Annotated in this window: 29 protein-coding genes; 25 read left to right on the forward strand and 4 right to left on the reverse strand. The window is 36.6% G+C overall.

Going from position 1 to position 26,062, the window contains the following annotated elements; all coding sequences use genetic code 11:
* The first annotated feature begins 136 nt into the window (after positions 1–136).
* From lit to V7024_RS13300, 5 genes are all read left to right on the forward strand, one after another.
* Positions 137–835: a lipoprotein intramolecular transacylase Lit gene (lit, locus tag V7024_RS13280; protein WP_335520726.1), complete on the forward strand. Its 699-nt coding sequence runs from the start codon at positions 137–139 to the stop codon at positions 833–835.
* A gap of 85 nt (positions 836–920) precedes the next feature.
* Entirely contained in the window at positions 921–1,703 is a 783-nt protein-coding gene (gene ypjB, locus V7024_RS13285; RefSeq protein ID WP_335520729.1) for a sporulation protein YpjB, read from the forward strand.
* Between the two features lie 121 nt (positions 1,704–1,824).
* Positions 1,825–2,508, forward strand: a complete 684-nt coding sequence (locus V7024_RS13290; protein ID WP_098915270.1) for a zinc metallopeptidase — start codon at positions 1,825–1,827, stop codon at positions 2,506–2,508.
* 100 nt (positions 2,509–2,608) lie between these two features.
* The gene (locus tag V7024_RS13295) at positions 2,609–3,331 is read left to right on the forward strand and encodes a suppressor of fused domain protein (protein WP_335520735.1); all 723 of its coding nucleotides are present in this window, start codon (positions 2,609–2,611) and stop codon (positions 3,329–3,331) included.
* Positions 3,332–3,419: 88 nt separating this feature from the next.
* Positions 3,420–3,968 carry a uracil-DNA glycosylase gene (locus tag V7024_RS13300; protein ID WP_438824466.1) on the forward strand — a complete coding sequence of 183 codons (549 nt, stop codon included), beginning with the start codon at positions 3,420–3,422 and terminating at the stop codon, positions 3,966–3,968.
* Here V7024_RS13300 and V7024_RS13305 read toward each other — a convergent pair.
* Positions 3,957–4,838, reverse strand: a complete 882-nt coding sequence (locus V7024_RS13305; protein ID WP_272189500.1) for a YitT family protein — start codon at positions 4,836–4,838, stop codon at positions 3,957–3,959. The two genes, V7024_RS13300 and V7024_RS13305, sit on opposite strands and share 12 nt — an antisense overlap.
* A 225-nt stretch (positions 4,839–5,063) precedes the next feature.
* On the opposite strand from V7024_RS13305, the gene V7024_RS13310 reads away from it, so the two are divergent.
* From V7024_RS13310 to V7024_RS13390, 17 genes are all read left to right on the forward strand, one after another.
* Positions 5,064–5,405, forward strand: coding sequence for a nucleotide pyrophosphohydrolase (locus V7024_RS13310; protein ID WP_251226246.1), 342 nt, complete (start codon positions 5,064–5,066; stop codon positions 5,403–5,405).
* Positions 5,405–6,205 (forward strand): 4-hydroxy-tetrahydrodipicolinate reductase, encoded by an 801-nt coding sequence (dapB, locus tag V7024_RS13315; RefSeq protein ID WP_335520745.1) that lies wholly within the window; start codon positions 5,405–5,407, stop codon positions 6,203–6,205. The genes V7024_RS13310 and dapB overlap by 1 nt, the downstream gene beginning before the upstream one ends.
* A gap of 14 nt (positions 6,206–6,219) precedes the next feature.
* Positions 6,220–6,624 carry a methylglyoxal synthase gene (mgsA, locus tag V7024_RS13320; protein WP_306196944.1) on the forward strand — a complete coding sequence of 135 codons (405 nt, stop codon included), beginning with the start codon at positions 6,220–6,222 and terminating at the stop codon, positions 6,622–6,624.
* 1 nt (position 6,625) lies between these two features.
* Positions 6,626–7,330 carry a bacillithiol biosynthesis deacetylase BshB1 gene (gene bshB1 / locus V7024_RS13325; protein WP_335520750.1) on the forward strand — a complete coding sequence of 235 codons (705 nt, stop codon included), beginning with the start codon at positions 6,626–6,628 and terminating at the stop codon, positions 7,328–7,330.
* On the forward strand, positions 7,327–8,472 hold the full coding sequence (gene bshA, locus V7024_RS13330) for an N-acetyl-alpha-D-glucosaminyl L-malate synthase BshA (RefSeq protein ID WP_335520752.1): 1,146 nt from the start codon (positions 7,327–7,329) through the stop codon (positions 8,470–8,472). Before bshB1 ends, bshA begins: the two co-directional genes overlap by 4 nt.
* Entirely contained in the window at positions 8,459–9,652 is a 1,194-nt protein-coding gene (locus tag V7024_RS13335) for a CCA tRNA nucleotidyltransferase (RefSeq protein ID WP_335520755.1), read from the forward strand. Before bshA ends, V7024_RS13335 begins: the two co-directional genes overlap by 14 nt.
* Complete coding sequence (locus V7024_RS13340) at positions 9,637–10,617, forward strand: biotin--[acetyl-CoA-carboxylase] ligase (protein WP_335520757.1); 981 nt, start codon at positions 9,637–9,639, stop codon at positions 10,615–10,617. The genes V7024_RS13335 and V7024_RS13340 overlap by 16 nt, the downstream gene beginning before the upstream one ends.
* A 390-nt stretch (positions 10,618–11,007) precedes the next feature.
* On the forward strand, positions 11,008–11,844 hold the full coding sequence (panB, locus tag V7024_RS13345) for a 3-methyl-2-oxobutanoate hydroxymethyltransferase (RefSeq protein WP_335520759.1): 837 nt from the start codon (positions 11,008–11,010) through the stop codon (positions 11,842–11,844).
* A complete protein-coding gene (gene panC, locus V7024_RS13350) occupies positions 11,844–12,692 on the forward strand; it encodes a pantoate--beta-alanine ligase (RefSeq protein ID WP_335520762.1) in 849 nt (282 codons plus the stop codon). Before panB ends, panC begins: the two co-directional genes overlap by 1 nt.
* A 12-nt stretch (positions 12,693–12,704) precedes the next feature.
* Positions 12,705–13,088 (forward strand): aspartate 1-decarboxylase, encoded by a 384-nt coding sequence (gene panD, locus V7024_RS13355; protein ID WP_020059575.1) that lies wholly within the window; start codon positions 12,705–12,707, stop codon positions 13,086–13,088.
* A gap of 159 nt (positions 13,089–13,247) precedes the next feature.
* A complete protein-coding gene (gene dinG, locus V7024_RS13360) occupies positions 13,248–16,037 on the forward strand; it encodes an ATP-dependent DNA helicase DinG (RefSeq protein ID WP_335520765.1) in 2,790 nt (929 codons plus the stop codon).
* A 235-nt stretch (positions 16,038–16,272) separates the two neighbouring features.
* The gene (locus V7024_RS13365) at positions 16,273–16,443 is read left to right on the forward strand and encodes a YpmA family protein (protein ID WP_020059573.1); all 171 of its coding nucleotides are present in this window, start codon (positions 16,273–16,275) and stop codon (positions 16,441–16,443) included.
* Between the two features lie 7 nt (positions 16,444–16,450).
* Positions 16,451–16,927: a cell wall elongation regulator TseB-like domain-containing protein gene (locus tag V7024_RS13370; RefSeq protein WP_335520814.1), complete on the forward strand. Its 477-nt coding sequence runs from the start codon at positions 16,451–16,453 to the stop codon at positions 16,925–16,927.
* An 18-nt stretch (positions 16,928–16,945) separates the two neighbouring features.
* Positions 16,946–18,133 carry a pyridoxal phosphate-dependent aminotransferase gene (locus tag V7024_RS13375; protein ID WP_335520767.1) on the forward strand — a complete coding sequence of 396 codons (1,188 nt, stop codon included), beginning with the start codon at positions 16,946–16,948 and terminating at the stop codon, positions 18,131–18,133.
* 147 nt (positions 18,134–18,280) lie between these two features.
* The gene (gene dnaD, locus V7024_RS13380; RefSeq protein ID WP_098915255.1) at positions 18,281–18,988 is read left to right on the forward strand and encodes a DNA replication protein DnaD; all 708 of its coding nucleotides are present in this window, start codon (positions 18,281–18,283) and stop codon (positions 18,986–18,988) included.
* Between the two features lie 15 nt (positions 18,989–19,003).
* Complete coding sequence (nth, locus tag V7024_RS13385; protein WP_335520769.1) at positions 19,004–19,657, forward strand: endonuclease III; 654 nt, start codon at positions 19,004–19,006, stop codon at positions 19,655–19,657.
* Positions 19,657–20,172, forward strand: a complete 516-nt coding sequence (locus tag V7024_RS13390; protein ID WP_335520816.1) for a YpoC family protein — start codon at positions 19,657–19,659, stop codon at positions 20,170–20,172. Before nth ends, V7024_RS13390 begins: the two co-directional genes overlap by 1 nt.
* Before the next feature lie 29 nt (positions 20,173–20,201).
* Here V7024_RS13390 and V7024_RS13395 read toward each other — a convergent pair whose 3' ends face one another.
* Entirely contained in the window at positions 20,202–22,787 is a 2,586-nt protein-coding gene (locus V7024_RS13395) for a PBP1A family penicillin-binding protein (RefSeq protein WP_335520771.1), read from the reverse strand.
* Positions 22,788–22,852: 65 nt separating this feature from the next.
* Positions 22,853–23,458, reverse strand: coding sequence for a Holliday junction resolvase RecU (gene recU / locus V7024_RS13400; protein ID WP_335520773.1), 606 nt, complete (start codon positions 23,456–23,458; stop codon positions 22,853–22,855).
* Between the two features lie 103 nt (positions 23,459–23,561).
* Between recU and V7024_RS13405 the strand changes: the two genes are divergently transcribed.
* The 3 genes from V7024_RS13405 to V7024_RS13415 all read left to right on the forward strand — a co-directional run bounded on the left by V7024_RS13405 (position 23,562) and on the right by V7024_RS13415 (position 25,607).
* Entirely contained in the window at positions 23,562–24,560 is a 999-nt protein-coding gene (locus V7024_RS13405; RefSeq protein ID WP_335520775.1) for a DUF2515 domain-containing protein, read from the forward strand.
* Positions 24,561–25,000: 440 nt separating this feature from the next.
* Entirely contained in the window at positions 25,001–25,243 is a 243-nt protein-coding gene (locus V7024_RS13410) for a hypothetical protein (protein ID WP_098915250.1), read from the forward strand.
* Positions 25,244–25,256: 13 nt separating this feature from the next.
* Positions 25,257–25,607, forward strand: coding sequence for a YppE family protein (locus tag V7024_RS13415; protein ID WP_335520777.1), 351 nt, complete (start codon positions 25,257–25,259; stop codon positions 25,605–25,607).
* Positions 25,608–25,633: 26 nt separating this feature from the next.
* On the opposite strand, the gene V7024_RS13420 is transcribed toward V7024_RS13415, so the two are convergent.
* On the reverse strand, positions 25,634–25,843 hold the full coding sequence (locus V7024_RS13420; protein WP_335520779.1) for a YppF family protein: 210 nt from the start codon (positions 25,841–25,843) through the stop codon (positions 25,634–25,636).
* Between the last annotated feature and the right edge of the window lie 219 nt (positions 25,844–26,062).

The raw sequence follows: 26,062 nt of genomic DNA on the forward strand, positions 1-26,062 counted from the left end.
GGGCAGTTATCCCCCACCTAGCTTCTTCGTTTTTCACTGCAGGTGGGGGGTCTTACTGCCCGTTAATGCGGGATAAAATGAAACTTCGAACAGTGTAGGACTAGATTAAATAAAAAATAGGGAATGGGGCAGAGGAATGAATTCACATAGCGTATATTCGAAAATTTGGAATGGAGTCTTATTATGTATTGTTCCTTTTTGTATTGCTTTTAGTATTTTCTCAATCGCAGTTATGTGTGTTGTATATGGGAAAGGAATTTATTACGTAGAGATTGACATGTTAAATATTCCGGCAATGGCAAGTATGACAAAAGAAGCAATTATTCAAAATTATGATGTGCTTATTACTTATTTTTCTCCTTTTTATAATAAACCATTACATTTTCCAACTTTAGAAATGTCTGAGAAGGGAAGAATTCATTTTGTTGATGTGAAAAATATTCTTGTTGCAATTCAATATGCTATGTATATAAGTATTGGTATATCTTTTATCGGGGGAGTTTATTTTATACGAAAACAAAAGGAAAAGTTTTTGTTCTATGCAGCGATTCTTACAATTGTCTTTCCAATCGTACTCATACTCCCAATCGCAATCAATTTTGAAAAGAGTTTTGTATTTTTTCATGAACTTCTTTTTCAAAACGATTATTGGTTGTTTGATCCAGAGACTGATCCTATTATTCGTATGTTGCCAGAACAATTCTTTATGCATGCAGCCTGTATCATTTTATTACTTATTTTGTTTGGGAGTGCTTGTTGTCATTGTTTGTATCGTTTTTTTATGAAAAAAAGAGGAATGCATGCAGGAAGGCGCAACGCCACATCGGAAAAGTAAACGTTCACTTTAATTAGGAGCGGTTCAAGGTCTATTCTTGTCCACTAGTTCATATATTGTACTAGAAGCTATAGGGGGGACAAGAATGAAAAAAGTATTAGCTGGAATTATAGCGTTTATGTTTATATTGTTTCCTATTCGTATATATGCAGCTACCTGGAATGAGCTAACTGGGTTGTTAGATGACTCGCTCCAATTTGTAAAACAAGAAGAGTATGATAAAGCGACGCAACTATTAACGCATTTTTCTCAGCAATTTTTAAACGCTGATCAAAAAAAGAAAATAGTACCTGAACATATTCGTGTGATTTCTCTTGCTTATGATAAAGCAATGCAATCATTAGAAGGACAAGGGATTCATAAACAAATAAAAATAGATGATGTGCTTGCACTTCGTCTTGTGTTAGATGCAGAAGTGTCGAAATATCAGCCGCTTTGGATGGAACGAGAAGAAAATGTAATGAGTGCATTTGGAAAAATTGAAAATGCACTGCAAAAGGAAGAACATGATCGTTTTCAACAAGCATTAAACGTATTTTTGCATGAATTTGATATTATTTATCCAAGTTTAATGATTGATTTGCCGGAAGAAGAGCTGCAACGTGTGAATTCTCATTTGTCGTATTTAGATGAATTTCGTTATATGATGATCCAAAATAAGAGTGGACAAACACAAGTGAAAATTATAAAAGATGATTTGAAAAAAATTTTTCGTACAGCGAAAAAGGATGAAGTCGATTCTTCACTAATATGGTTTATGATTGTAACTGGTGGCATTATTATTTTTACATTAACGTATGTTGGCTGGAGAAAATATAAAGGAGAAAAAGAGAAACAAAAAAGTACGTTGCATTCCAAAAATAGATAAGTTTGTTTTTCAAATGAAGTGAAAGATAGAAACAATGTTGTAAGGTTTCTTTGTTGACAATATTACGTGAAGAAAATAGAATGGTTATTACTATATAACAAAAATGTATGGGAGGTTCATGATGGGTTTCTACTTAATTTACTTTGCTATCATCATGATCATACCGATGTATGCACAGTCTAGAGTACGCAGCGCATATAGTAAATACTCACAAGTGTATTCAACTTCTGGTATGACAGGAGCAGAAGTGGCTCGTAAGATTTTAGATGAGAATGGTTTGTACAATGTAGCGGTAGAAGAAACGCCAGGACATTTATCTGACCATTATGACCCAAGATCGAAAACAGTTCGTTTATCAACAGATAACTATTATGGTCATTCTGTAGCAGGGACAGCGGTAGCTGCACATGAAGTTGGGCATGCGATTCAAGATGCAAAAGATTATAACTTTATGCGTTTCCGTCATTCACTTGTTCCTGTTGCAAATTTTGGTTCAAACATGTCATGGGTTTTCATTATGATTGGTATGTTTGCGCATATGGCAAACTTATTGTTCTTAGGGATTATCCTGATGGCAGCAGGTGTGTTATTCCAACTTATTACATTACCAGTTGAATTTGATGCATCAAAACGGGCAATGAAGCAAATTGAAACACTTGGAATTGTATCAACGGATGAATATGGACAAGCTCGTAAAGTATTAAATGCAGCAGCACTTACGTATGTCGCAGCAGCGGCCGTAGCAGTATTTGAACTGCTTCGTCTTGTATTAATATATACAGGAATGCAACGTAATGATGATTAAAGACTATCGATTTTGATAGTCTTTTTTCTTTTGTATTTTTGTTTTCATGATGATAACAAGAGATGGTACTATGAATATGTAATGTAAAGGGAGAAGGAATTTGTCTATTTTAAATTGGTGGAAAAAGAAGAAATGGGAGAAAGAATTTGAAAATGCACTTGAACAATCGAGTGAAATGCGCAGACAATTTTGGAAAACAATTGGAGAAGTAGATAATGATATATTAACGCACCTAATAAATCCTATTTTTACAGGTGGTCCTAAGTGGCCAGCTACTAGACAACGATTTATGCGTATTCAAAAAGAGGAGACTGTTATTTTAGCCAGTGATGGTTTATCCGATCCCTTTGATACGTTTGAAGAAACTGGAGATAATGAAAAATATAACGGATATGGCTTAGAATTTTACATTGAATGTGACGATCCAATATTACGTAATGATTTAGAGGAAGTGAAAAGTCATTGGGCATTTCAATTATTATATGAGATGAGTCAAAATGCAGCAAATGCAGGCAATATCATTTCTTTATTTCAAAAATATAAGGTTTTATCAATAGAGTTTTCCGAAATAGAGATACCTGAGCTGTATCTTTCAGAAGATAATATGGTCGGTGTATTGCTTGATGTCCCGTCGCCAAGTATAAAACAAAACATTGAATTATCGTATGAACAAGTCCAGTTAGTTAGTATGAAAGTATTAACAAAAGATGAGTTGCAATATATTCTAGAATACGGTGCCGAAGGAAGATTACAATTAGCGGAGAAATGTAAGGAAACGGGCAGTTACCATGTTAGTTTTAAAGACAGGGTGTCGCTTGTTTAATTTGAGTTTTAGAAAGTAAGTTCCATGCTTATGGACGTTTCAAATTATCAAAAGAATAGAGTTTCAATCAAAGTAAAACTTGCAAGAGGTGATAAACATGAAATATTCAGAGCATTTAGTGGAGCAAGCGAGAGAGCGAATGTCTCCTTATCCTGTTGAAGGCTTTGTATGTGGACAAGGGCCACAACATCCAAAAATGATGCTAGTAGGAGAAGCGCCAGGGGAAACGGAAATTCATAACGGGATACCTTTTAGCGGAAGAGCTGGTAAGCAGCTTATGGATTTCCTAAAGCGAATTGGTGTAACGAGAGAAGAAGTATACATTACGAGTGCGGTGCGTAGTCGGCCGTATAAATGGGGCGAGAAACGAGAACGGGATGGAGAAATCGTGAAGCGGAAATACAACCGTACGCCAAATCAGCAGGAAATACTTGCTCACGCTCCCATTTTAGATTACGAAATTGAGCATATTCAAGTACCTATTATTGTTACACTAGGAAACATTGCTCTCAAACGTTTAGCTGGTTCAGACAAAAAGGCCCTGACCGCTCCTATGCACGGCCAGAGGCTCTCGTCCTCCCAAAAAAGAAAGGTTTTTTATGTTCTTTTTAAAAACTCGTATAGTTTAATTATGTAACGGATTTTTGTTCTCATCAAGCGTAAACCCTTCCCCTACAACATCATGCACATCACTGACAGCAACGAAAGCGTGAGGATCAACAGATGTAATAATGCTTTTTAGTTTTACAATTTCATTTTTTGCAACGACGCAATATAAAACGTGTCGTTCCATTTTTGTGTATGTACCGATTCCTTTTAAGAAAGTTGCACCGCGGTCCATCTCTGATAAAATTTTTTCGGCAATTTCATCATTTTTCTCAGATATAATTGTTGCTCCTTTTGCGGCGTAGGCACCTTCTTGCATAAAATCAATGACTTTTGCCCCGATAAAGACAGCAACTAATGTATACATTCCTTCTCGGTATGATAAATATGTAAGGATTGATAAGATAATGACAACAGCATCAAACATAAACATCGTTTTTCCCATACTCCAGCCGATATATTTATGAGCTAATCGTGCAATAATATCAACACCGCCAGTTGTGCCGCCATACTTGAAAATTATCCCTAGTCCTACCCCTATAAATAAACCAGCAAACAAAGCGGCAAGTGTCATATCATTTTGTAAGTTTAAATGTAAATTAAACGCATCATAACGCTGGAACACCCAAAGAAATAATGAAACACTAAATGTCCCAATTAATGTGTAAAAAAATGTCGTACGACCGAGCATTTTCCAACCGATAAAAAAGATTGGTATATTTAAGAGTAAGTTTGTATAGGAAGGATCCAGTGAAAATAGAAAGTAAAGCAGCAATGTAATTCCAGTAAAACCGCCTTCTGCTAGATGGTTTTCAATATTAATATTAACGATGCCAAATGAGAAAATAGCGGAACCAACTAGAATAAAAAGAATGTTTCGAATTTTTAAATTTAGTTTCATACGAATCCCCCTAGTATGTAGTGATAATCTTAGCTTGTTCTTATGGATAGTATACGTAATATATAGAAAAATTGGCAAGAAAACTTCACACGGAGAAAGAGGAAACGGTCCCTTCAAGATCAGATGGGAATCTGTATCCTTAAAAACGTGACAAATAAGCGATAACATTTGTCAAATCGCTATGAATTGGCTAACATGATAATTGAAGGATTTGAGGTGAATAACATGGAACAAAAAACAATGAAAGATATGCAAAAGGAAGTAGATGCATATATTGGTCAATTTAAAGAAGGATACTTTAGTCCGCTTGCGATGCTTGCTCGTTTAACAGAAGAAATGGGAGAGCTTGCGAGGGAAATTAATCATTATTATGGTGAAAAGCCAAAGAAAAGCACAGAAAAAGAGCGCACGATTGAAGAAGAACTTGGCGATGTGTTATTTGTGATGATCTGTATGGCAAATAGCTTAAACATTGATTTAGAAACAGCTCATAATATAGTTATGGAAAAATTTAATACGCGTGATAAAGATCGCTGGACACGTAAGGAAGAGGGAGAGAAAGAATAATGAAAGAAATTAAAGTAATTATTGCAGGACCGAGAGGGCGTATGGGGCAAGAGGCGGTACTTCTTATGGAAAGAACACCGCATTTCAATTTAGTTGCTGCTGTTGACTATAAACATGGTGGCAAGAAAATTTCTGACATTGCTGGATTACCTAACATAGATGCTCCAATTTATACAGATTTACATACTTGTTTAGATGAAGTAGAAGCGGATGTTTTACTAGATTTAACAACACCAGAAATCGGGAAAAAACATGTAACACTTGCAGTAGAGCGAGAGATTCGTTCTGTTATCGGAACAACAGGTTTTACAGAAGAAGAATTGCAACAATTAACAGAAACGGCAAAAGAAAAACAAGTTGGTACAATCATTGCACCAAACTTTGCGGTTGGCGCAGTTTTAATGATGAAGTTTTCACAAATGGCAGCAAAGTATTTTCAAGATGTTGAAATCATTGAATTACATCACGATCAAAAATTAGATGCTCCGTCTGGTACAGCTGTGAAAACGGCGGATTTAATTCGTCAAAACCGTGAACCAAAACAACAAGGGCATCCGGATGAAACAGAACAATTAGAAGGTGCACGCGGTGCAAATGTTGATGGTATTCATATTCATAGCGTACGTTTACCGGGATTAATTGCACATCAAGAAGTACTATTTGGCGGAGATGGACAAATGTTAACAATTCGTCACGATTCCTTTAACCGTGCATCATTTATGTCAGGAGTAAAACTTTCTATTGAAACAGTGATGAATTTAGATCATCTTGTATATGGTTTAGAAAATATTATTGACTAAAGGGGAAAATGAAGATGAAGATTGCCTTAATTGCCCATGATAAAAAGAAAAATGATATGGTCTCGTTTGCGTATGCATACCAGCCGATTTTAGAAAAACATATATTGTTTGCAACTGGAACGACAGGTCTTCGAATTATGGAGGCGACAGGTATGTCTGTGACGAGATACCAATCCGGTCCGCTTGGTGGAGATCAAGAAATTGGTGCAATGATTGCAAAAAACGACTTAGACATGGTGATCTTCTTCCGTGATCCATTGACATCACAGCCACATGAACCTGATGTGAATGCACTTCTTCGTTTATGTGACGTATATTCCATTCCACTTGCAACGAATATGGCAAGTGCGGAGCTTTTAATGCATGCATTAGAGCGCGGTGATTTAGATTATCGAAAGCTACGAAAACGAGGGGAATAACATGAGCGGATTACATATATTAGCTTTCGGTGCCCATGCCGATGATGTTGAAATCGGTATGGCGGGCACGATTGCAAAATATACGAAACAAGGATATGAAGTGGGGATTTGTGATTTAACCGAGGCGAATCTTTCTTCTAATGGAACGGTGGAACTGAGAAAACAGGAAGCGATGAAAGTAGCTCGCATACTTGGTATACAGGAGCGTTTGAACTTAGCGATACCAGACCGAGGCCTTTATATGAAGGAAGAGTATATTCAAGAGATTGTGAAGATCATCCGTACATATAAACCGAAGCTTGTCTTCGTACCATTTTATGAAGATCGTCATCCGGATCATGCAAACTGTGCAAAACTTGTAGAAGAAGCTATATTTTCAGCAGGAATTCGTAAATATATGCCGGAATTTCCTGCGCATCGGGTACAATCACTCTATTTCTACATGATTAATGGTTTTCATAAACCGGATTTTTGTATCGATATTAGTTCTCATATTTCTGATAAGATTGTTGCGTTAGAAGCGTATGAAAGTCAGTTTACAAAAGGACCGGACGGTGTGATTACTCCGTTGACGGAAGGATATGTAGAGACAGTTGTAGCACGGGAAAAAATGTTTGGAAAAGAAGTTGGCGTGAAGTATGCAGAAGGGTTTATGAGCAAAAGACCAATTCTATTAGATGAGGATTTAATAGGGGGAGAAAAATGAAATTAAAAATAGGGATTACTTGTTATCCTTCTGTTGGCGGTTCTGGAGTGGTTGGAACGGAATTAGGAAAATTATTAGCAGAGCGCGGACATGAAATTCATTTTATTACATCAGGATTGCCATTTCGTTTAAATAAAGTGTATCCGAATATTTATTTTCATGAAGTGACAGTGAATCAATATTCTGTTTTTCAATACCCTCCGTATGATTTAGCGTTAGCGAGTAAAATGGCAGAAGTAGCACAGAGAGAAAAGTTAGATATACTGCATGTACATTACGCAATTCCACATGCGATTTGTGCATATTTGGCGAAGCAAATGATTGGAGAGAACGTTAAAATTGTCACGACATTGCATGGAACAGACATTACTATATTAGGATCTGATCCTTCTCTCAATAATTTAATTCGTTTTGGAATTGAACAATCGGATGTTGTGACGGCTGTATCACATTCACTTATTGAAGAAACGTATGATTTAATAAGAACACAAAAAGAAATTCAAACAGTTTATAACTTTATTGATGAGCGTGTGTATTTTCAGCGAGATATGTCACAGTTACGAAAAGAATATGGTATACAAGAAGACGAAAAAGTATTAATTCATATTTCGAACTTTCGTAAGGTAAAGCGTGTTTATGATGTCGTGAAATCATTTGCGCTCATTGTAAAACAAGTAAAAGCGAAATTATTACTTGTTGGTGATGGTCCTGAGTTTTGTACGATTGTTCAGCTTGTGAAGCATTTAGGAATTGAGGATCGAGTCTTATTTCTAGGAAAACAAGATAATGTAGCAGAGCTCCTGGCAATGAGCGAACTCATGCTGCTGTTGTCTGAAAAAGAAAGTTTTGGACTCGTATTACTGGAAGCAATGGCGTGCGGTGTCCCTTGTATTGGTACACGTACTGGGGGGATCCCTGAAGTCATTCAGCACGGGGAAACGGGATACATATGTGAAGTAGGAGATACAGAAGGCGTCGCACAGCAAGCACTATTACTTCTTCAAGACGATGCATTACATAGTAAAATGGCGCAGCGTTCTATGCAAGTAGTGAACGAACAATTTAGCTCAGAAGAGATAGTTTCACAATATGAAGCAATTTATTATGACATATTAAGGGATGACAAACATGGAACGATTTAAACAAGCGGCTTCAATTATTAAGACGTTAACAGAGAACGGCTTTGAAGCGTATTTTGTAGGTGGGAGCGTGCGCGATTATATCATTGGTAGACTAATTGGTGATATCGATATTGCGACATCGGCTTTGCCGGAAGATGTAATGCGTCTATTTCCGCGGCATGTTCCTGTTGGAATTGAACACGGGACGGTTATCGTTTTACATGAAGATATTCCATATGAAGTAACAACGTTTCGAACAGAAGGTGATTATGAAGATTTTCGGCGTCCAAAGAGCGTACAATTTGTTCGCTCGTTGGATGAAGATTTGCAACGCCGTGATTTTACAATGAATGCAATTGCTATGAAAGAAACGGGAGAAATAGTTGATTTATTTGGCGGACAAGAAGCAATTGTTAAGAAGGAAATTGCAACTGTTGGAAACCCAGTCGACCGCTTTCAAGAGGATGCCCTTCGAATGATGCGCGGTATTCGCTTTGTTAGTACACTAGGTTTTACCTTAGAAGAAGGAACGAAACAAGCCATTATAGAATATGGACATTTACTAGAACATATCGCCATTGAAAGAATTGCAGTTGAATTTGAAAAGTTACTTGTTGGTACACATTGTGCAAAAGCACTTCAGTTATTGGTAGAAACGAAATTACATGAGCATTTACCTTATTTACAAATGTGCGGGGAGTATATTGCAAAAGCAGCAGAGTATGATTGGAACTTTTTCAAAAGCGATACGGAGTCGTGGGCGTTCTTTTTATATTGCATGAGAGAAGAGCATCCATCTGTTTTTTTACGACAATGGAAATTCTCGAATAAAAAAATAAAAGAGATTGTATCCGTTTTATTATATGTAAAAGTACGAGAAAAACAAGAGTGGGATCCACTTTTATTATATAAAGCTGGGAAAGATGTTGCCGTTATGGCAGAGCGCGTATATGAAGGAATTATGAATACATATTTAATTTCGAATGTAGAGCATGTAGAGAAGGTATATGATGATTTACCAATTTGTAATCGTCAAGAGTTGCAAGTCAGTGGTAACGATTTATTATCGTGGTCAAAGGAACAGGCAGGACCATGGGTTGCAAATGCATTGCAAAAAATTGAAGAAGAAGTCGTATCCGGACGATTAAAAAATGAGAAAGAGTGTATAAAGGAGTGGCTGCATAAATGCAATCTGCTATAAGAAAACAGTTATTACAAATCTTTTCTGAAGCAAATGGCGAATTTCTATCGGGACAAACGATTAGCGAGAAGCTTGGATGCTCAAGAACAGCTGTGTGGAAACATATGGAGGTCCTTAGAGAAGAAGGATATGAGCTAGAAGCTGTACGACGCTTAGGTTATCGCATTGCAAGTAAACCAGACAAAGTAACGGCAAATGAAATTCAGCTTGGTTTACAAACAGAGTTTTTAGGCCGAACGATATACTTTGAAGAATCGGTAACATCTACCCAGCAAATCGCAGCTCGTCTTGCTTATGAAGGAGCGGCTGAAGGAACCATTGTTGTTGCAGAGGAGCAAACAGCTGGTCGTGGCCGATTAAGCAGAAAGTGGTACTCGCCAAAAGGGACAGGAATATGGATGAGCATTATTTTACGCCCTACAGTTCCGGTTCATCAAGCTCCGCAATTAACATTGTTAGCTGCCGTTAGCGTAGCGCAAGCCATTGAAAAATGCACAAATCTTTCCGTTGGTATTAAATGGCCGAATGATATTTTAATTAATGGGAAGAAAGTAGTTGGCATTTTAACAGAAATGCAAGCAGATCCTGATAAAATTAATGCTGTTATTATTGGAATTGGCATTAATGTGAATCAAAAGCAAGAGCATTTTGCTGAAGATATCCAGCACATAGCCACTTCTTTAGCAATTGAGTCAGGAAAAGCAATTGTACGAGCTGAACTGATGCAGCAAATTTTCTTGCAGATGGAAAAGCTATATAAAGAATATTTAGAACGCGGTTTTTCAGTGATTAAGCTCCTTTGGGAAAGTTACGCTGTGAGTATTGGAAAAGAAATTACAGCGCGGACGATGACAAATACAATCACGGGAATTGCAAAAGGAATTACAGTTGATGGCGTCCTTATACTTGAAGATCATGACGGGGTTGTACATCATATTCATTCCGCTGATATTGAAGTAAAGTGAAAGGTTTAGCAGCTATTATTCACTTCTTTGCTTATGAAAAACGAAGTCTCATTTCTCAATAGATTAACATATACAAAAGCCCTTTGCTTAAAAAAAGCGAAGGGCTTTTGTATATGGAAAATGATTTTCTTTTTTAGAAAAGTATAGCAATTATGTTTTGCTATTTGTTATAATAAGGGCGAATATGGGCAGTATCAATTGGAACTGCACCGCTATGTGGAAAAATCAAAATAAACATGTGGTTCTGCCTTGATCCAAAATAGGACTGGGACAGAGGGATGAATATTGCCGAATGATACTACCCTTCTGCCTTTTTACGGTCAGAAGGGTTTTTTTTATATGTTTTTTCATCCGGCCATCTCCTCTCTCCAGATAAAGGAGGAGAAATTCGTGAAAACTGTGACGGATTTTTTGAAAATGAAAGAACAAAATGAGCCGATTGCGATGGTAACTGCGTATGATTATCCATCCGCAAAGTTTGCTGAAGAAGCAGAAGTTGATATGATTTTAGTTGGAGACTCGCTTGGAATGGTTGTCCTCGGCTATGATTCAACAATTCCTGTAACAGTTGATGATATGATTCATCATACAAAAGCAGTGCGCCGCGGTGCGAAAAATACATTCGTTGTAACGGATATGCCATTTATGTCTTATCACGTTTCACTACAAGAAACGATGCATAACGCACGCCGCATTATCCAAGAAAGCGGTGCGCATGCTGTAAAAGTTGAAGGAGCAGATGAAGTTGTATCAATCATTCGTTTCCTTACGAATGCAGGTGTTCCAGTTGTAGCTCATTTAGGGTTAACTCCGCAATCTGTCGGTGTGTTAGGTGGCTACAAAGTGCAAGGGAAAGATGCAGAAAGTGCGAAAAAATTGCTTGAAGATGCGAAAAAGTGCGAAGAGGCAGGAGCAATTGCACTTGTATTAGAGTGTGTACCAATGCAATTAGCGGAACTTGTAACAAATCAATTATTGATTCCGACTATTGGAATTGGCGCTGGGAATCAAACAGATGGTCAAGTTCTTGTCTATCACGATCTGATTACGTATGGCGTTAATCGTGTTCCGAAATTTGTGAAGCAATATACGTCTGTACAAGAAGAAATTGTAAGAGGAATTGGACAATATGTTCATGAAGTGAAGTTGAGACAATTTCCAGAGAAAGCACATTCATTTACGATGAAAGAAGAAGAATGCTTAGCGTTATACGGAGGAAAACAGTAATGAATATTATTACAACAGTGCAAGAGATGCAGCAAATCGCAAGTGCGCTTCGTGCAAGCGGAAAAAAGGTTGGATTCGTTCCAACGATGGGGTATTTGCATGAAGGCCATTTGACGTTACTGAGACAAGCGAAAAAAGAAAATGATATTGTCATGTTAAGTATATTTGTAAATCCGTTGCAATTTGGGCCGAATGAAGATTTAGACCGTTATCCACGTGATATTGAGCGTGATGAGCGTCTAGCGCGTGAAGTAGAAGTGGATTATTTATTTTATCCAAGCGTTGAAGAAATGTATCCAGGAGAGCGAACAACGAATATTGAAGTGATAAAGCGTACAGATGTTTTATGCGGAAAGCAGCGACCTGGTCATTTTGCAGGCGTAGTAACGGTATTGATGAAACTTTTTAATATTACAATGCCAAATCGTGCGTATTTTGGGATGAAAGATGCACAGCAAGTAGCAGTTATTGAAGGGTTTGTCGATGATTATAATATTCCTGTTACCATTGTACCAGTTGACATTGTAAGGGAAGAAGATGGATTAGCACGCAGTTCTCGTAACGTTTATTTATCTGAAAGAGAACGCCAAGAGGCACCGCATTTATATAAAAGTTTATGTATGGCAAAAGAGCAAATTGTTAATGGGGAGCGTAGCCCAGAAAAGATTACGAACTTTATTAAAGAATATATTGAAACGAACACAAATGGTGTTGTCGACTATGCTGATCTATATGCATATCCACACTTAACACAAGTTGAACAAATAAGCGGACAAATCATTCTTGCAATTGCTGTGAAGTTTGAAAATGCACGACTAATTGATAATATTACATTTACGGTTCAATAAGGGGGAGCAACTATGTTTCGCACAATGATGAGAGCGAAGTTACATCGTGGTACAGTAACAGAAGCAAATTTAAATTATGTAGGAAGTATTACAATTGATGAAGATTTAATGGATGCAGTAGGAATTGTGGAAAATGAGAAAGTACAAATTGTGAACAATAATAATGGTGCACGTTTAGAAACATATGTTATAAAAGGAGAACGCGGTACGGGAGTCATTTGTTTAAATGGAGCAGCTGCCCGCCTTGTTCAACCAGGAGATAAAGTTATTATTATTTGTTACGGACTCGTTTCAGAAGAGAAAGTATTAACACATATTCCGAAAATTGCTGTTTTAGATGATAATAATCAAATTGTGGAAATGCTTGGAGCGGAAAAAGCAGGCACAATTTTATAATGGATAAGAAAAGCTATCTCTGAAAAAGGGATAGCTTTTCTTATGATAAAGTAAAATTATTTCATTTTTTGTATCTATTCATTAAGATGAAGGAAAACGTGGTATAGTAACACTATAGAAATTTTTGTTGTGCAAAGGTAAGAAATTGAGGTGTCATAGATGAGTAAGCGTTACGTCGTAGTCGATATAGAAACGACAGGGAATGCCTGGAAAGATGGGAAAGATAAAATTACTCAAATTGCAGCAGTTGTTGTAGAGGACGGAGAAATCCTTGAAATTTTCTCTTCTTTTGTAAACCCCGAACGGGACATTCCACCATTTATTACAGAATTGACGGGGATTGATGAAACACTTGTGAAACAAGCTCCGTTATTCCGAGATGTGGCGCCGATGATTATTGAACTATTACAAGGTGCGTACTTCGTTGCGCATAACGTTCATTTTGATTGGAATTTTTTGGAAGAAGAATTACGGCAAGCTGGATTCTCAGAAGTAACATGTTCGAAAATTGATACAGTTGAACTGGCGCATATTTTATTGCCGACAGCTGATAGTTATAAATTACGTGATTTAGCTAAAAGATATGGTTTTGACCATGATCAGCCCCATCGTGCTGATAGTGATGCAATGGTGACAGCAGAGATATTTTTGCAATTACTTTCTAAAATGGAAAGTTTGCCTCTTGTTACGTTGCAATCGCTATATGAGTTAAGTGATATGTTTCAAAGCAATATTGGAGAGATTATGTCTACATGCATTTTAAACAAAATGATGCATGGAACAGATGATGAGAAAGAATATGATATATACCGAAATATTGCTTTAGGTAAACGCAATTATACATTGCAGATTGAAGAGGATTCTCCTACTGATTTTTCTTCTTTTTTAACAGAAACGATGCAGCGTTTAAAGGAAGTAATGCCGTCTTTTGAAGAAAGAGAAGGGCAGCAAATGATGATAAATGAGGTTTACGAAGCGCTTCGAGATTCCCGTTTTTCATTAATTGAAGCAGGAACAGGTACGGGGAAAACATTAGCATATTTACTCCCTAGCATTTTTTATGCGAAAGAAAAAGAACAACCGGTCGTTATTAGCACACAAACTGTGCAGCTGCAGCAACAAATTTTAGCAAAAGAAATCCCACTGCTGAAAACAATACTTCCATTTCCGTTTGAAGTAGCAATGTTAAAAGGGAGAAAACATTATTTGTGTTTACATAAATTTGAGCATGCATTGGGAGAAATTGAAAACAATTATGATGATGCATTAACGAAAGCGAAAATTTTAGTATGGCTTCTTGATACAGAATCAGGAGATCGAGATGAGTTGAATATTCCAGCTGGCGGGAAGCTATTGTGGGAGCGAATTTGCAGTGATGCTCATAGTCCGAGTAGGATGAAAAGCACTTGGTTTAGTCGTTGCTTTTATCAACGTGCAAAAAACAAAGCATTATTTGCAGATGTTGTAGTCACAAATCACACTTTGTTATTTCAAGATTTTGTAAGTAGCGAACCATTGCTTGCTTCATGTGAACATATTATTTTTGATGAAGCTCACCATCTTGAAGAAACGGCAAGCCGGGCGTTAGGAGAGCAATTTTCTTGTATGTATTTTCAACTCGTATTATCTCGGTTTGGTACGCTAGAAACATCTAATGTGCTTAATAAAGTGTATGATATGATGAAGCAATCACAAATTGCTACACGTTCTACTTTTCAAACGATTAGCTATATGTTGAAGGAAATAAAATTTGATGCAGATGAATTATTTCAAATGCTACGCACGTTTATATTTCAAAAAACAAAGCAGGAACACGTAGTTGGAAATATACCGCTTATTTATCGTTATGATGTCAACAAGGAAAGAGGTAAGCTTTGGCGTAGTATTGTGGAATTAACGGATCGTTTTGTCCACCAGTTAGGGCGAGTCCTTACACTATTAGAAAAACAATGTGAAATGTTGCAAAAGCAAAGTGAATGGGAACTGCATGTGGTTACGGGAGAGTTTGTGCATCTTACTGAAGTTCTTTCTAAAATGACCCAATCTTTACGGGTGCTTATTTTAGAAGAAACGAGTCATGTGACATGGATGGAGACTGAAACGAAAGGAACCATTCATTCAACGATTTTATACGCACAGCCAGTTCATATTAGTGATTTATTTGCTGATCAATTTTTGGCACGTAAACGAAGTGTAATTTTCACCTCAGCCACTTTAACAGTAAATGATACGTTTGATTATATAGAAGCGGAGCTTGGTTTAGAGGATTTTACACCAAATACAGTAACCATTCCATCACCATTTCTTTATGAAGAGAAAGTAAAGTTAATGGTTTCAACAGATGTTCCGCATATTAAACATGTAAGTGAAAAAGAGTATGTAAGAGCGGTTTCTAAGCATATTAGAAAAATTGCGAAAGCTACCAATGGTCGAATGCTTGTTTTATTTACATCATACGAAATGTTAAAAGAAGTATATGGGGTATTAAAGAAGGAAGCTGAGTTAGAAGAATTTCTGTTATTAACACAAAGTGTTCATAACCGTAGTCGTAGCCGAATGATTCGAAAGTTTCAAGAGTTTGAAAAGGCCATTTTATTAGGAACGAGCAGTTTTTGGGAAGGGATTGACATACCAGGAGAAGCGTTAAGTTGTCTTGTTATTGTGCGTCTTCCATTCACATCACCGCATCAGCCAATGATGCAAGCGAAAGGTGAACGATTAAAAGAAAAGGGAGAAGATCCATTTACACAGCTTGCTCTGCCGCAAGCAATCCTTCGTTTTAAACAAGGATTTGGACGTCTTATTCGTACAACGGCGGATACAGGAACAGTGTTTGTGTTAGATCGTCGTCTTACTGCATCTTTTTACGGAAGACGATTTCTTCAATCGCTTCCAAGCGTCCCATTGTATGAAGGACCATTAGACGATTTAATAAAAAAAATGAAATAAAAGTTAACGCCTGAAGCACATTTGCTTCAGGCGTAACATGTGGGTAGGAGGAATTTTTATTTTTTCTTACATAAAATATAGAAATACATTGGTTTTCGTCTTCAAACCTTTTTTTGAAGAACATGTCCTGCTATAATAGATGGGTGATGAAGCAGGGGTTAGAAAGAATGTACCCTTATTGTAACCGCAATGCGTTCTTTTATAATTAGAAATTTTGTGTAACGGAGGAGTTTTCATGGAGAAGAAAATTGAAGTATTATCAACGACGCGTCTGGCATACACGTCTGATTTATATAAGGTTGTTGATAGTTTAAATCGAACATTAAAAGAAAAAGATCTGATGTTCGGATTAGCATTAGACGAAAATGAAAAAGAGACAGCAATTTTTACGATTTACAGAACGTAGTGATACAATGAAAAAGTGGATCTTGACAATTTTTATTGTAATCGTTGCAGTTGTTTTATACGGGGGCCACATTTATAATACGACTATGGAGAAAAAAGTCCCAAAAGAATCGAAAACAGTTGAGATTGCAAAGGAAAAAGCAAAACTCACAAACGTAACAAAAGTCGATTATTATAACGGCAAAACTCCATATGAAGTAGTACAAGGTGTGAATGAAAAAGGAGAACAATATATCGTTTGGGTGCCTGAGAAAAAAGGAGATATTCTCGTGCAAAAGTCGAGTGAAGGTATTTCTGAAAAGCAAGCAATGCAAATTGTTGCGAAAGAACGAAAGCCAAAACAATTCGTGAAAGCAAAATTAGGCGCTGAAAACAATGTTCCATTATGGGAAGTTACATATATTGATGATGAAAATCGTTATACTTATTATTATCTTGCATTTAAAGATGGTAAGTTTTTAAAACGATATAGTATTGAAAAATAAGTGCAGGGGGAACTCAGGATGAAATTAGCAAAGCGAGTAGCTGCTCTAACACCATCTACAACGTTAGAAATTACAGCAAAGGCACAAGCGTTAAAAGCAGAAGGATATGATGTGATTGGCTTAGGAGCAGGAGAGCCTGACTTTAATACGCCGGAGCATATTATAGAGGCTGCTTATAAAGCAATGTTAGAAGGTTATACGAAATATACGCCAACAGGTGGATTAGCTGCGCTAAAACAAGAAATTATCAAAAAATTCGAGCGTGACCAAGGCATATCTTATGAACCATCTCAAATTATTGTTTGTAACGGTGCAAAACACGCTTTATATACGTTGTTTCAAGTATTACTTGATGAAGGTGATGAAGTTATTATTCCAACGCCGTATTGGGTAAGCTATCCAGAACAAGTGAAGCTTGCAGGCGGAGAGCCAGTATATGTAGATGGTTTGGAAGAAAATCATTACAAAATTACATCAGAGCAATTACGTCAAGTCATTACAGAGAAAACAAAAGCTGTCATTATTAATTCACCTAGCAACCCAACAGGGATGATTTATAGTAAAGAAGAGCTGCAACAGCTTGGACAAGTATGTTTGGAGCATGACATTTTAATCGTTTCTGATGAAATTTATGAGAAATTAATTTATGGCGATGCAGAGTATACATCAATTGCTGAGCTTTCTAACGAATTACAAGAACAGACGCTTATTATTAACGGTGTATCAAAATCGCATTCGATGACAGGATGGCGAATTGGCTATGCAGCAGGTAATAAAGAACTCATTAAGGCGATGACAAACTTAGCGAGTCACAGTACGTCAAACCCTACTTCAATTGCACAGTACGGAACGATTGCTGCTTATGCTGGAGATCAACAGCCTGTAGAAATCATGCGCAGAGCATTTGAAGAGCGATTAAATATCGTATATGATAAGTTAATTCAAATTCCTGGGTTCTCTTGTATTAAACCGCAAGGAGCGTTCTATTTGTTCCCAAATGTAAAAGAAGCAGTCGCATTAGCTGGTTATGAAACGGTTGATGAATGGGCAAAAGCATTATTAGAAGAAGAAAAAGTTGCCCTCGTTCCAGGAACAGGGTTCGGAGCACCGAACAACGTTCGTTTATCGTATGCGACTTCACTTGAACAGTTAGAGAAAGCATTAGAACGTATTCATAGATTTATGAAGAACAAAATGGAAGGCTAAGTACAGTTCTTTCATTCTTACTTCTACAAACTGTTTATTAGACGTTTCAAATGATACCTCCCTATATGAAAGGGAGGTTTTTTTGACGAATTGTGCCAAAAGGAAAAATGAAAAGGTGTGTTATACTAGAAAGCGAGGTGTTTGAGTATGAAGAAGAAAATCATGTTAGAGTGGTTTGAACAAGGTAGTATTGCGATTCCAAAATTATTAATGATGCATTACAAAAAACTTGGTTTAAATGAAATTGAGTTTATGGTACTGCTGCATGTGCACACATTTTTAGAATCAGGAAACTCTTTCCCGACACCAGGAGAAATTGCAGAGCGGATGACGATTACACAAACAAAGTGTATGGAGATTATTCAGACGTTAATTCAAAAAGGTTTTTTAGCGTTAGAAGGAGGCCGGAAACCTGCGGCAATGATTTGTGAAAGTTATTCACTACAGCCTCTTTGGGAAAAAATATTACATTTTTTAATGAGTGAAAACATTGAAGAGGAAGAGCGAGAACAAAAGCAATTACAAATAAATTTATATACAGTATTTGAGCATGAATTTGGTAGACCTTTATCTCCATTTGAGTGTGAGACATTAGCGATGTGGCAAGATCAAGATCATCACGATCCACTTTTAATTCAAACTGCTCTTCGCGAAGCCGTTATGAGTGGAAAACTGAACTTCCGTTATATTGATCGTATATTGTTTGAATGGAAGAAGAACGGAATTAAAACGGTGGATCAAGCACAAAATCAAGGACGGAAATTTAGAGAAAGTCAACAGCGGAATCAGCAAATATCACGCCAAGAAACGAAGTATACTGGAAAAGTGCCATTTTATAATTGGCTGGAGCAGTAATGGTAGGAGGAAATAATGCTAAATAAAACACAAATTAGACATTGTCTTGATGTAATGGGAGAGATGTACCCAGAAGCGCATTGTGAACTGAATCATGACAACGCATTTGAACTTGTTATTGCGGTTGCATTGTCTGCACAGTGTACAGATGTTCTTGTAAATAAAGTAACAAAAAGTTTATTTCAGAAATATAAAACACCAGAAGATTATTTAAAAGTACCTCTAGAAGAATTACAGCAAGATATTCGCTCTATTGGTTTGTACAGAAATAAAGCGAAAAATATTCAAAAGCTATGCCGTATGCTTATTGATGAATATGATGGAGAAGTGCCGCAAGATCGAGATGAATTAACGAAGCTGCCAGGCGTAGGACGAAAAACAGCAAACGTTGTTGTCTCTGTTGCATTTAGCATTCCAGCCATTGCAGTTGATACGCATGTAGAGCGTGTTAGCAAGCGACTTGCCATTTGTAAATGGAAAGATTCTGTATTAGAAGTAGAGAAGACGTTAATGAAGAAAGTACCGATAGAAGAGTGGGGAGTAACACATCACCGCATGATTTTCTTTGGGCGTTATCATTGCAAGGCGCAGCGCCCGCAATGTGAAGAATGCAAGTTATTAGAGATATGCCGTGAAGGAAAGAAGCGTACGAAGGGAAAGGAAAAGTGATGAAGCAAGTACTTGAAATACCAAATGATTTTCGGTGTGGTCCTTTCTTTGAAGATGAGACTGTCATTGCATACAATGCAGAGAAATCATTTGGTGAGTTAGCAGAAGAAACATGCTTTCTCTTTGATATCGAGCAGCAATATAAGCCGTGGAATGAGATCGAAGTGAGTATTGCTGCTGTATTAAGCATATGGAAAGTAAAAAAAGAAGAGATTTCTACATTCTTTTGTAACCGAAATCGAAAAGAAGCAAAAGCACCGATGGTCCAATTTACAGGGCATCTTTTATCTATTTTACATTGGATGAATGGAATACCTGTTACAAGTTTACAAAATATGAGCGAACAAATCGAAAGACTAGAGAAAAAGCCAGTTAACTTTTTAGAACGTTATTCATTCATTATGAATAAGCCAGATCATTATCATTCTTTTATTCAGCTCATACAGCTGTATGAAGAAGTGGAAAAGTTATATGTAAAAGTACTTATTATGCAAAAGAAGCCATCTTCCCGCTAGGGAGATGGCTTCTTTTTTCACTATCGTAATTATTGATTCGGTTTATTAGGGGTTCCGCCGCCGGTTGGTGGATTTGGATTTTGATTATTTCCTCCACCATTTCCGGTATTTCCGTCACCCGCTGGAGGGGTTCCACCGCCATTTTGGTTATTTCCGTTGTTTTGATTTTGATTCTGATTTTGTTTATCTTCTTCAGCTTTTTTCTTAGCATCATCTTCGGCTTTTTTCCTAGCATCATCTTCGGCCTTTTTCTTCGCGTCATCTTCAGCCTTTTTCTTAGCTGCGTCTTCATCGGCCTTTTTCTTCGTATCATCACCACCAGGTACTACATACGTTATTGTTACGGGGTCACTAGTACCACCAGTCTTTTTCGCAACAAGAGAGATGGTATAAGTAACACCAGGTTTGACACCGCTAATTGATGCGCTTGTACCACTTATTTTTGGACTGCCGCTAGACCCGTCACTACCCTTATAGCTTAGTGAATAAGATACGTCTGAATCGGATGAAGCAGACCAACTTAATGATATAGTCTGTGATGCCGCATCATATGATGGAGTGATTCCAGCTGGTCCATCTACACTGATTTTGGGAACATCATCTTTTTTTGCACCTTTAACATAAAGTTCGCTACCGATGCGTTCTACACTGCTTGGCATTTCAAAGCGAGATGCATCACTTCCAAATTCACTCATCATCGCTTTAAATAAGCGCTGTGCGATAGATGATGTATTTTTGTCAATATAACCTTCACTTTGTTTATTATACCCTGTCCATACAGCCATTGTATATTGTGGTGTAAAACCTGCAAACCAACTATCAGGGCTTGCGGTACTAGGGAAATCATAGTCACGTAATTGTTGGGCTGTATAGTTCGTTGACCCTGTTTTACCAGCAACGTCTAACGAAGGAATATTTGCGGCTTTACCAGTACCAGTACTAGATTTTACAACACTACGCATCATATCCGTAACCATGTATGCTGTAGAATCTTTCATCACTCGTTTTCCTTTTGGTGCAAAGTTTACTTCTTTCCCATCAGGATAGACAACTTTTGTAACGAAATGCGGTTTATGATATACACCGCCACTTCCGTAAGCTGCGTATGCTCCCGCAACTATTAGAGGAGAAGATTCATTACTACCAATTGCTGTTGATTCTACCGCACCACCTGATCCAAATGTAAAGCCAAGTCCTTCAGCGAAAGCTTGTGCTTTATCACGGCCGACTGCATTCGCAGTTTGTACAGCTGGAACGTTACGTGATTGCGCTAATGCCTCACGCATTGACATCTTGCCTTTATGACCATTGTCAAAATTTCGAACCTCTCGTTTTGTATCGGTTTCATAATAGAACGTTGAGTCATCAACTTGATGATACGTAGACCATTGTTTGTATTCAACAGCAGGGCCGTAGTCAAAGACTGGTTTCATTGTTGAACCAACTTGGCGATGCATATCAACAGCCATATTTTGACCTTTAAATGTTGCTTTATTTTCACCGCGCCCGCTGCCGAGTGCACGAACTTCACTTGTTTCTGTATCCATAAATATGAATGCACCCTGGAACTTTTCATCCGGGTAGTTAATGATTTCTTCCGTGTTTAACATTTTATCTGCATAATCTTGAGCTTTTGTATCTAATGTTAGATAAATATTAAGACCATCAGATCCAATGTTTACATCTTTGTCTGCCGCTTCGATTTCTTTTACAGCAGCATCGATAAATCCTGGATATGGCATTTGCGTTGCTTCTTGAGACGGTTTAAGACCTTCTGTTACTGGGATTTTCTTAGCATCTTCCATCTCTTGCTTTGTAATATAGCCATGTCTATTCATTAAATATAATACAGTGTTGCGTCGTTCTGTGGCAAACTTCACATTTTGTGGCTTCGTAGGATCGTAATTATTAGGACCTTGTGGTAATCCTGCAAGCATTGCTGCTTCGTTTAATTTTAAATCTTTTAATTCTTTTCCGTAAGAATTTTGCGCAGCAGTTGCAATTCCATAAGAACGGTTTCCTAAGTTAATTTTGTTTAAGTACATTTCTAGAATTTCATGTTTTGAATATTGCTGCTCTAGTTTGTATGATAAATACCATTCTTGTACTTTACGTTTCGTTGTTTTTTCCCTTGTTAAGAAATAGTTTTTAATAACCTGTTGTGTAATGGTACTACCACCTTGTAAACCAGAATCACCTGTTACGTTTTCGAAGATCGCTTTCGCGGTACGCTTAAAATCAATCCCATTGTGCTCGTAAAAGCGGGAATCTTCTGTAGCTAGGAAGGCATTTTCTACTACTTTGGGAATTTGATCATATGTGACATTTGTTCGCTTCTCAGCGCCGTATTCATATAGGAACTTTCCGTCTTTATCATAAAACTTTGTTGATAATGGATTTACAAGTTTTGCTTTATCTAGTTTTGGAGCATCTTTTACCATAACAAAAAAAGCAGAAACCCCAGCTACTAGTGTCACAATGCCGATTAATAAGCAGGCGATTAGAAATTTACGTAGAAAAGAACCTTTTTTCTTTGGTTTCTCTTTTTTAGGATGTTCTTGCTTCTGTTTTTTAACTTGTTTTCGTTCTTCACGAGAACGATAATTTTCTGACATTATACTTTCTCCTACCTTTCATTTTCTCCCCAAAAGTCGAAAAATGAGCCTTATTGTTGACTCTATCACGAAAAATAAAGTGTGTCTAGTGTGTGAATATAATCAATGCGGGGATGATATCCGCATTGTAATAAGTACCCACATTCTTCAATTTCTTCTTTTGTAATGGATTTACGTCCACCATCTTCTTGTCGATTCCAAAATGTAATGATATGTTTCGCTTCCAATAAATAAAATTCATCGTAAAGAGTAAATTTAATAATAACAAATGCAATTCCGTTATGAACTAATACTTCCTTCATATGATTGATTTGATGAAGATGGAAGTTTTGCAAAGGGAAGCTCGTTTTATTTCTCGTTTCTTTCGCTTCAAAATCAATGTACTTGCCTTTGTATACACCGTTGTAATCAGTTGTAGAAGGTTGCTTAAAGTACGCTTCTTTAATTACGGCAGCGCTTCGTTTTGGATAATCGACCTTTACGATTTGAAGAGGTGTCGGCTTTTTATGCACACAAGCAATATTGTGAGTTAAATAGTATTGATTTGTTTCATTCAACTCCTCTTCAAGGGACATCCCCCTGTTACTATAAGTGTGTTTTCTTATAGGTGACAGGTTATGGGTTGGTTGAGTCTGAGTATACTTTCTTCCGTTTGGGTAACGAATGGTCATAATTTGTCCACTCCAAATTGCATAGAATTACTTACAAAGGTGATTATATCAAAAAAAATAAAAAATAGGCTATTTTTTTGGAGAGATAGGAGATGAAAGCATTGTGTTTACACAAAGTGAATATGAAAAAATAAGACAAAAAAGAAAGATATCTTCTTATACAAATGAAGAAAAAGAGCTCGTAAATTATATTCAGCAACAAACGATTCTTGCGAATGCTGACAACATTTCGCGTACACATACTTACAAAGAATATTATGAGCGTAATAAAGAAATTCGTTGGTCATTTTTAGCTAGTATGGTATCTCGAAATGCAGGCTGGAATATGACAGATTTAGAAGGAAAATATTATCCGAAAGTTTTATCTAAGGAGATACGGAAACAACTATTTCTTACATACGAACGTGCGAATTGGCTAATTTTTTTAGATGCATATCCACAGCTGTTATTGTACGAATATAGTAAACGAATGAAAAAGCCATTGTTTCATTTATTACAAATGTTTTCCGTTTCAGTATTTATGGAAGGGGAATGGTCTCGTTTTTGGGAGCAAAAAAAAGAAGAACGACTTATGACAGCTCTTATTATTAATGAACAATGCACGATTCAAGAACCTGTAATTGAGCATCCTTTTTATCAAAAGCATATTTTTCAAACATTAATGTTTAAATTTCAAGAGTTATTTCATTTTAGTGCGGTAATATTTCCGACAATAGCGGGGAATTTATATGGTTTTTCTGTCCATCAATTTGAAACATTAACAAAGAGAATTGAATTAGGAAAACGATTAGCATGGTTGCTGTTTCATCCAACTTATAAGGAGTTATTTTATACATTTTCTTCCCAAACAGTTCACACGGGATCCAGATTCGATTATGAACAATATTTGAATTTATCTAAGGAACAAGATACGCCGCAGCTTCGTGATGTATTTTCTGTTGTTTCCCATCACCGTAAGGCAGAGAAAGATTGGCTTCAGTCAGGAGTGGACGTAGAAGAGCTGTTTTTATTTGAAGAGCCGAAAGAAGAAGTTGAAATGACAGAATGGTTTTTACAAAAACAGAAGCAATTGCATTTCTTTGCTTCATTACATAGTTTTTAATATGAATTATGTAGAAGAGGAAAAGGAGAATGTCTGTACAGCAATAAAATAAGTGGGGAGTTTTATATTCATGATATAATAGAAAAATCCCGCTTTGCGGAAAGCGGGATTTAAACCATCTGTAAGATTTCGTTTAGTTCAACTGACCATCAGTAAGAAAAACGTTCATTTTATGTTGCAGGAAAATTTGGACCGTCTAATTTTGGATTTCCTGTTTCTGGTTTATTTTGTTTGTTTTGAGGTTGTTTTTTCTTGTTTTCATTTTTGTTTTTAGCCAATGTCGACACCTCCCTTTCGTATTGTTGCCACTTTCATAAACTTCATACAAAAAATCACTTTCTTTGCCGAATTACAACTAGTTTTGTCAAGCATGCAGGAGTAAAAATAGAGCTGGCGAATTAACATGACAAGGAAAAAGCAAAGAGGGAGGCATGTTGAAGATGAAAATGGTTCAGAAAGAAGATGTAATGAAAAAGATGGATCAAATGTTAAATACTCTTGATTTGCTTGAAATGAACGTGTCGCTTATGGTTGATCATGCGCTTAAGGATAAAAGAGAATTTGTAGTCAATAAAGTAGAAGTAATGGAAATGCATATGAAGCATATGGAAACGAAATTATTGAATCATGAAGAGAAAGGTAACTGGGTACAAACGTTTCAAATAGTAGCCGTTAGTATATAAGTAGGTGGGAATAGTGGAATATATAACATTGATTGAATTAACAAAAAAACTAATTGAGTATAACGATGAAACAATTATAAAAAAAAGAGAAAGTGAAGAATGTGAATTTGACTTTTATCATGATATAAAGCCATTCGTATCTGTAGTGGATCAAAACTTAGAAGAGTGGAAACAACTCGCTTTGGATTGGTTGCAGCGTACAAAGCCTAAATACATACATGTACAGCAAATTGAACAAGTATGTACAAATTTACAAAATAATTCTTTGCAGTGCTTTGCGAAGAAAATGAATGGAAAACGTTTTTTTGAAACGCATCAAGCAATTCATTATTCGTTACAAAATATTTTAGAACAATGTAAGTAAAAAGAGGGGAAAGTCCCCTCTTATTTTTATGCTTCAGTTATAATATCTTTTTCTGTTTCGTAAGTTGGTTTTGTAGCCCCTGTTGTTTCTAATTCGCGTATTACACTTCTATACTCTGATAAACAAATTTTTCCTTGTAGATAATAATGTCTTGCGAAATCAAGTAGCTCATTTAAATCTTCAGGTTCATACCCCTTTTTTACGACGAATTCTTGTTTTAAGTCCCCTAATACCATGTTGATTCCTCCCCATAAGAATCTTTTCTATTTAATGGTAGCATACAAACGCTTACTTTTTTATTTTTCGAAAATTTAAATTTCTTAAAAATTAAGGTTTGTATTACGGTATCAGGCTATTTCAGACAGTAAGAACCTTATTTCAAACTTTTAGTGAAAGGAAATAGAGTTAGAAGGTAACCGGTGACATATGTCCGGATGGTTAGTTGAACCAATCGG

The organism is Bacillus sp. JJ864 (assembly GCF_036963045.1).
In the GTDB taxonomy this organism is placed as follows: domain Bacteria; phylum Bacillota; class Bacilli; order Bacillales; family Bacillaceae_G; genus Bacillus_A; species Bacillus_A pseudomycoides_C.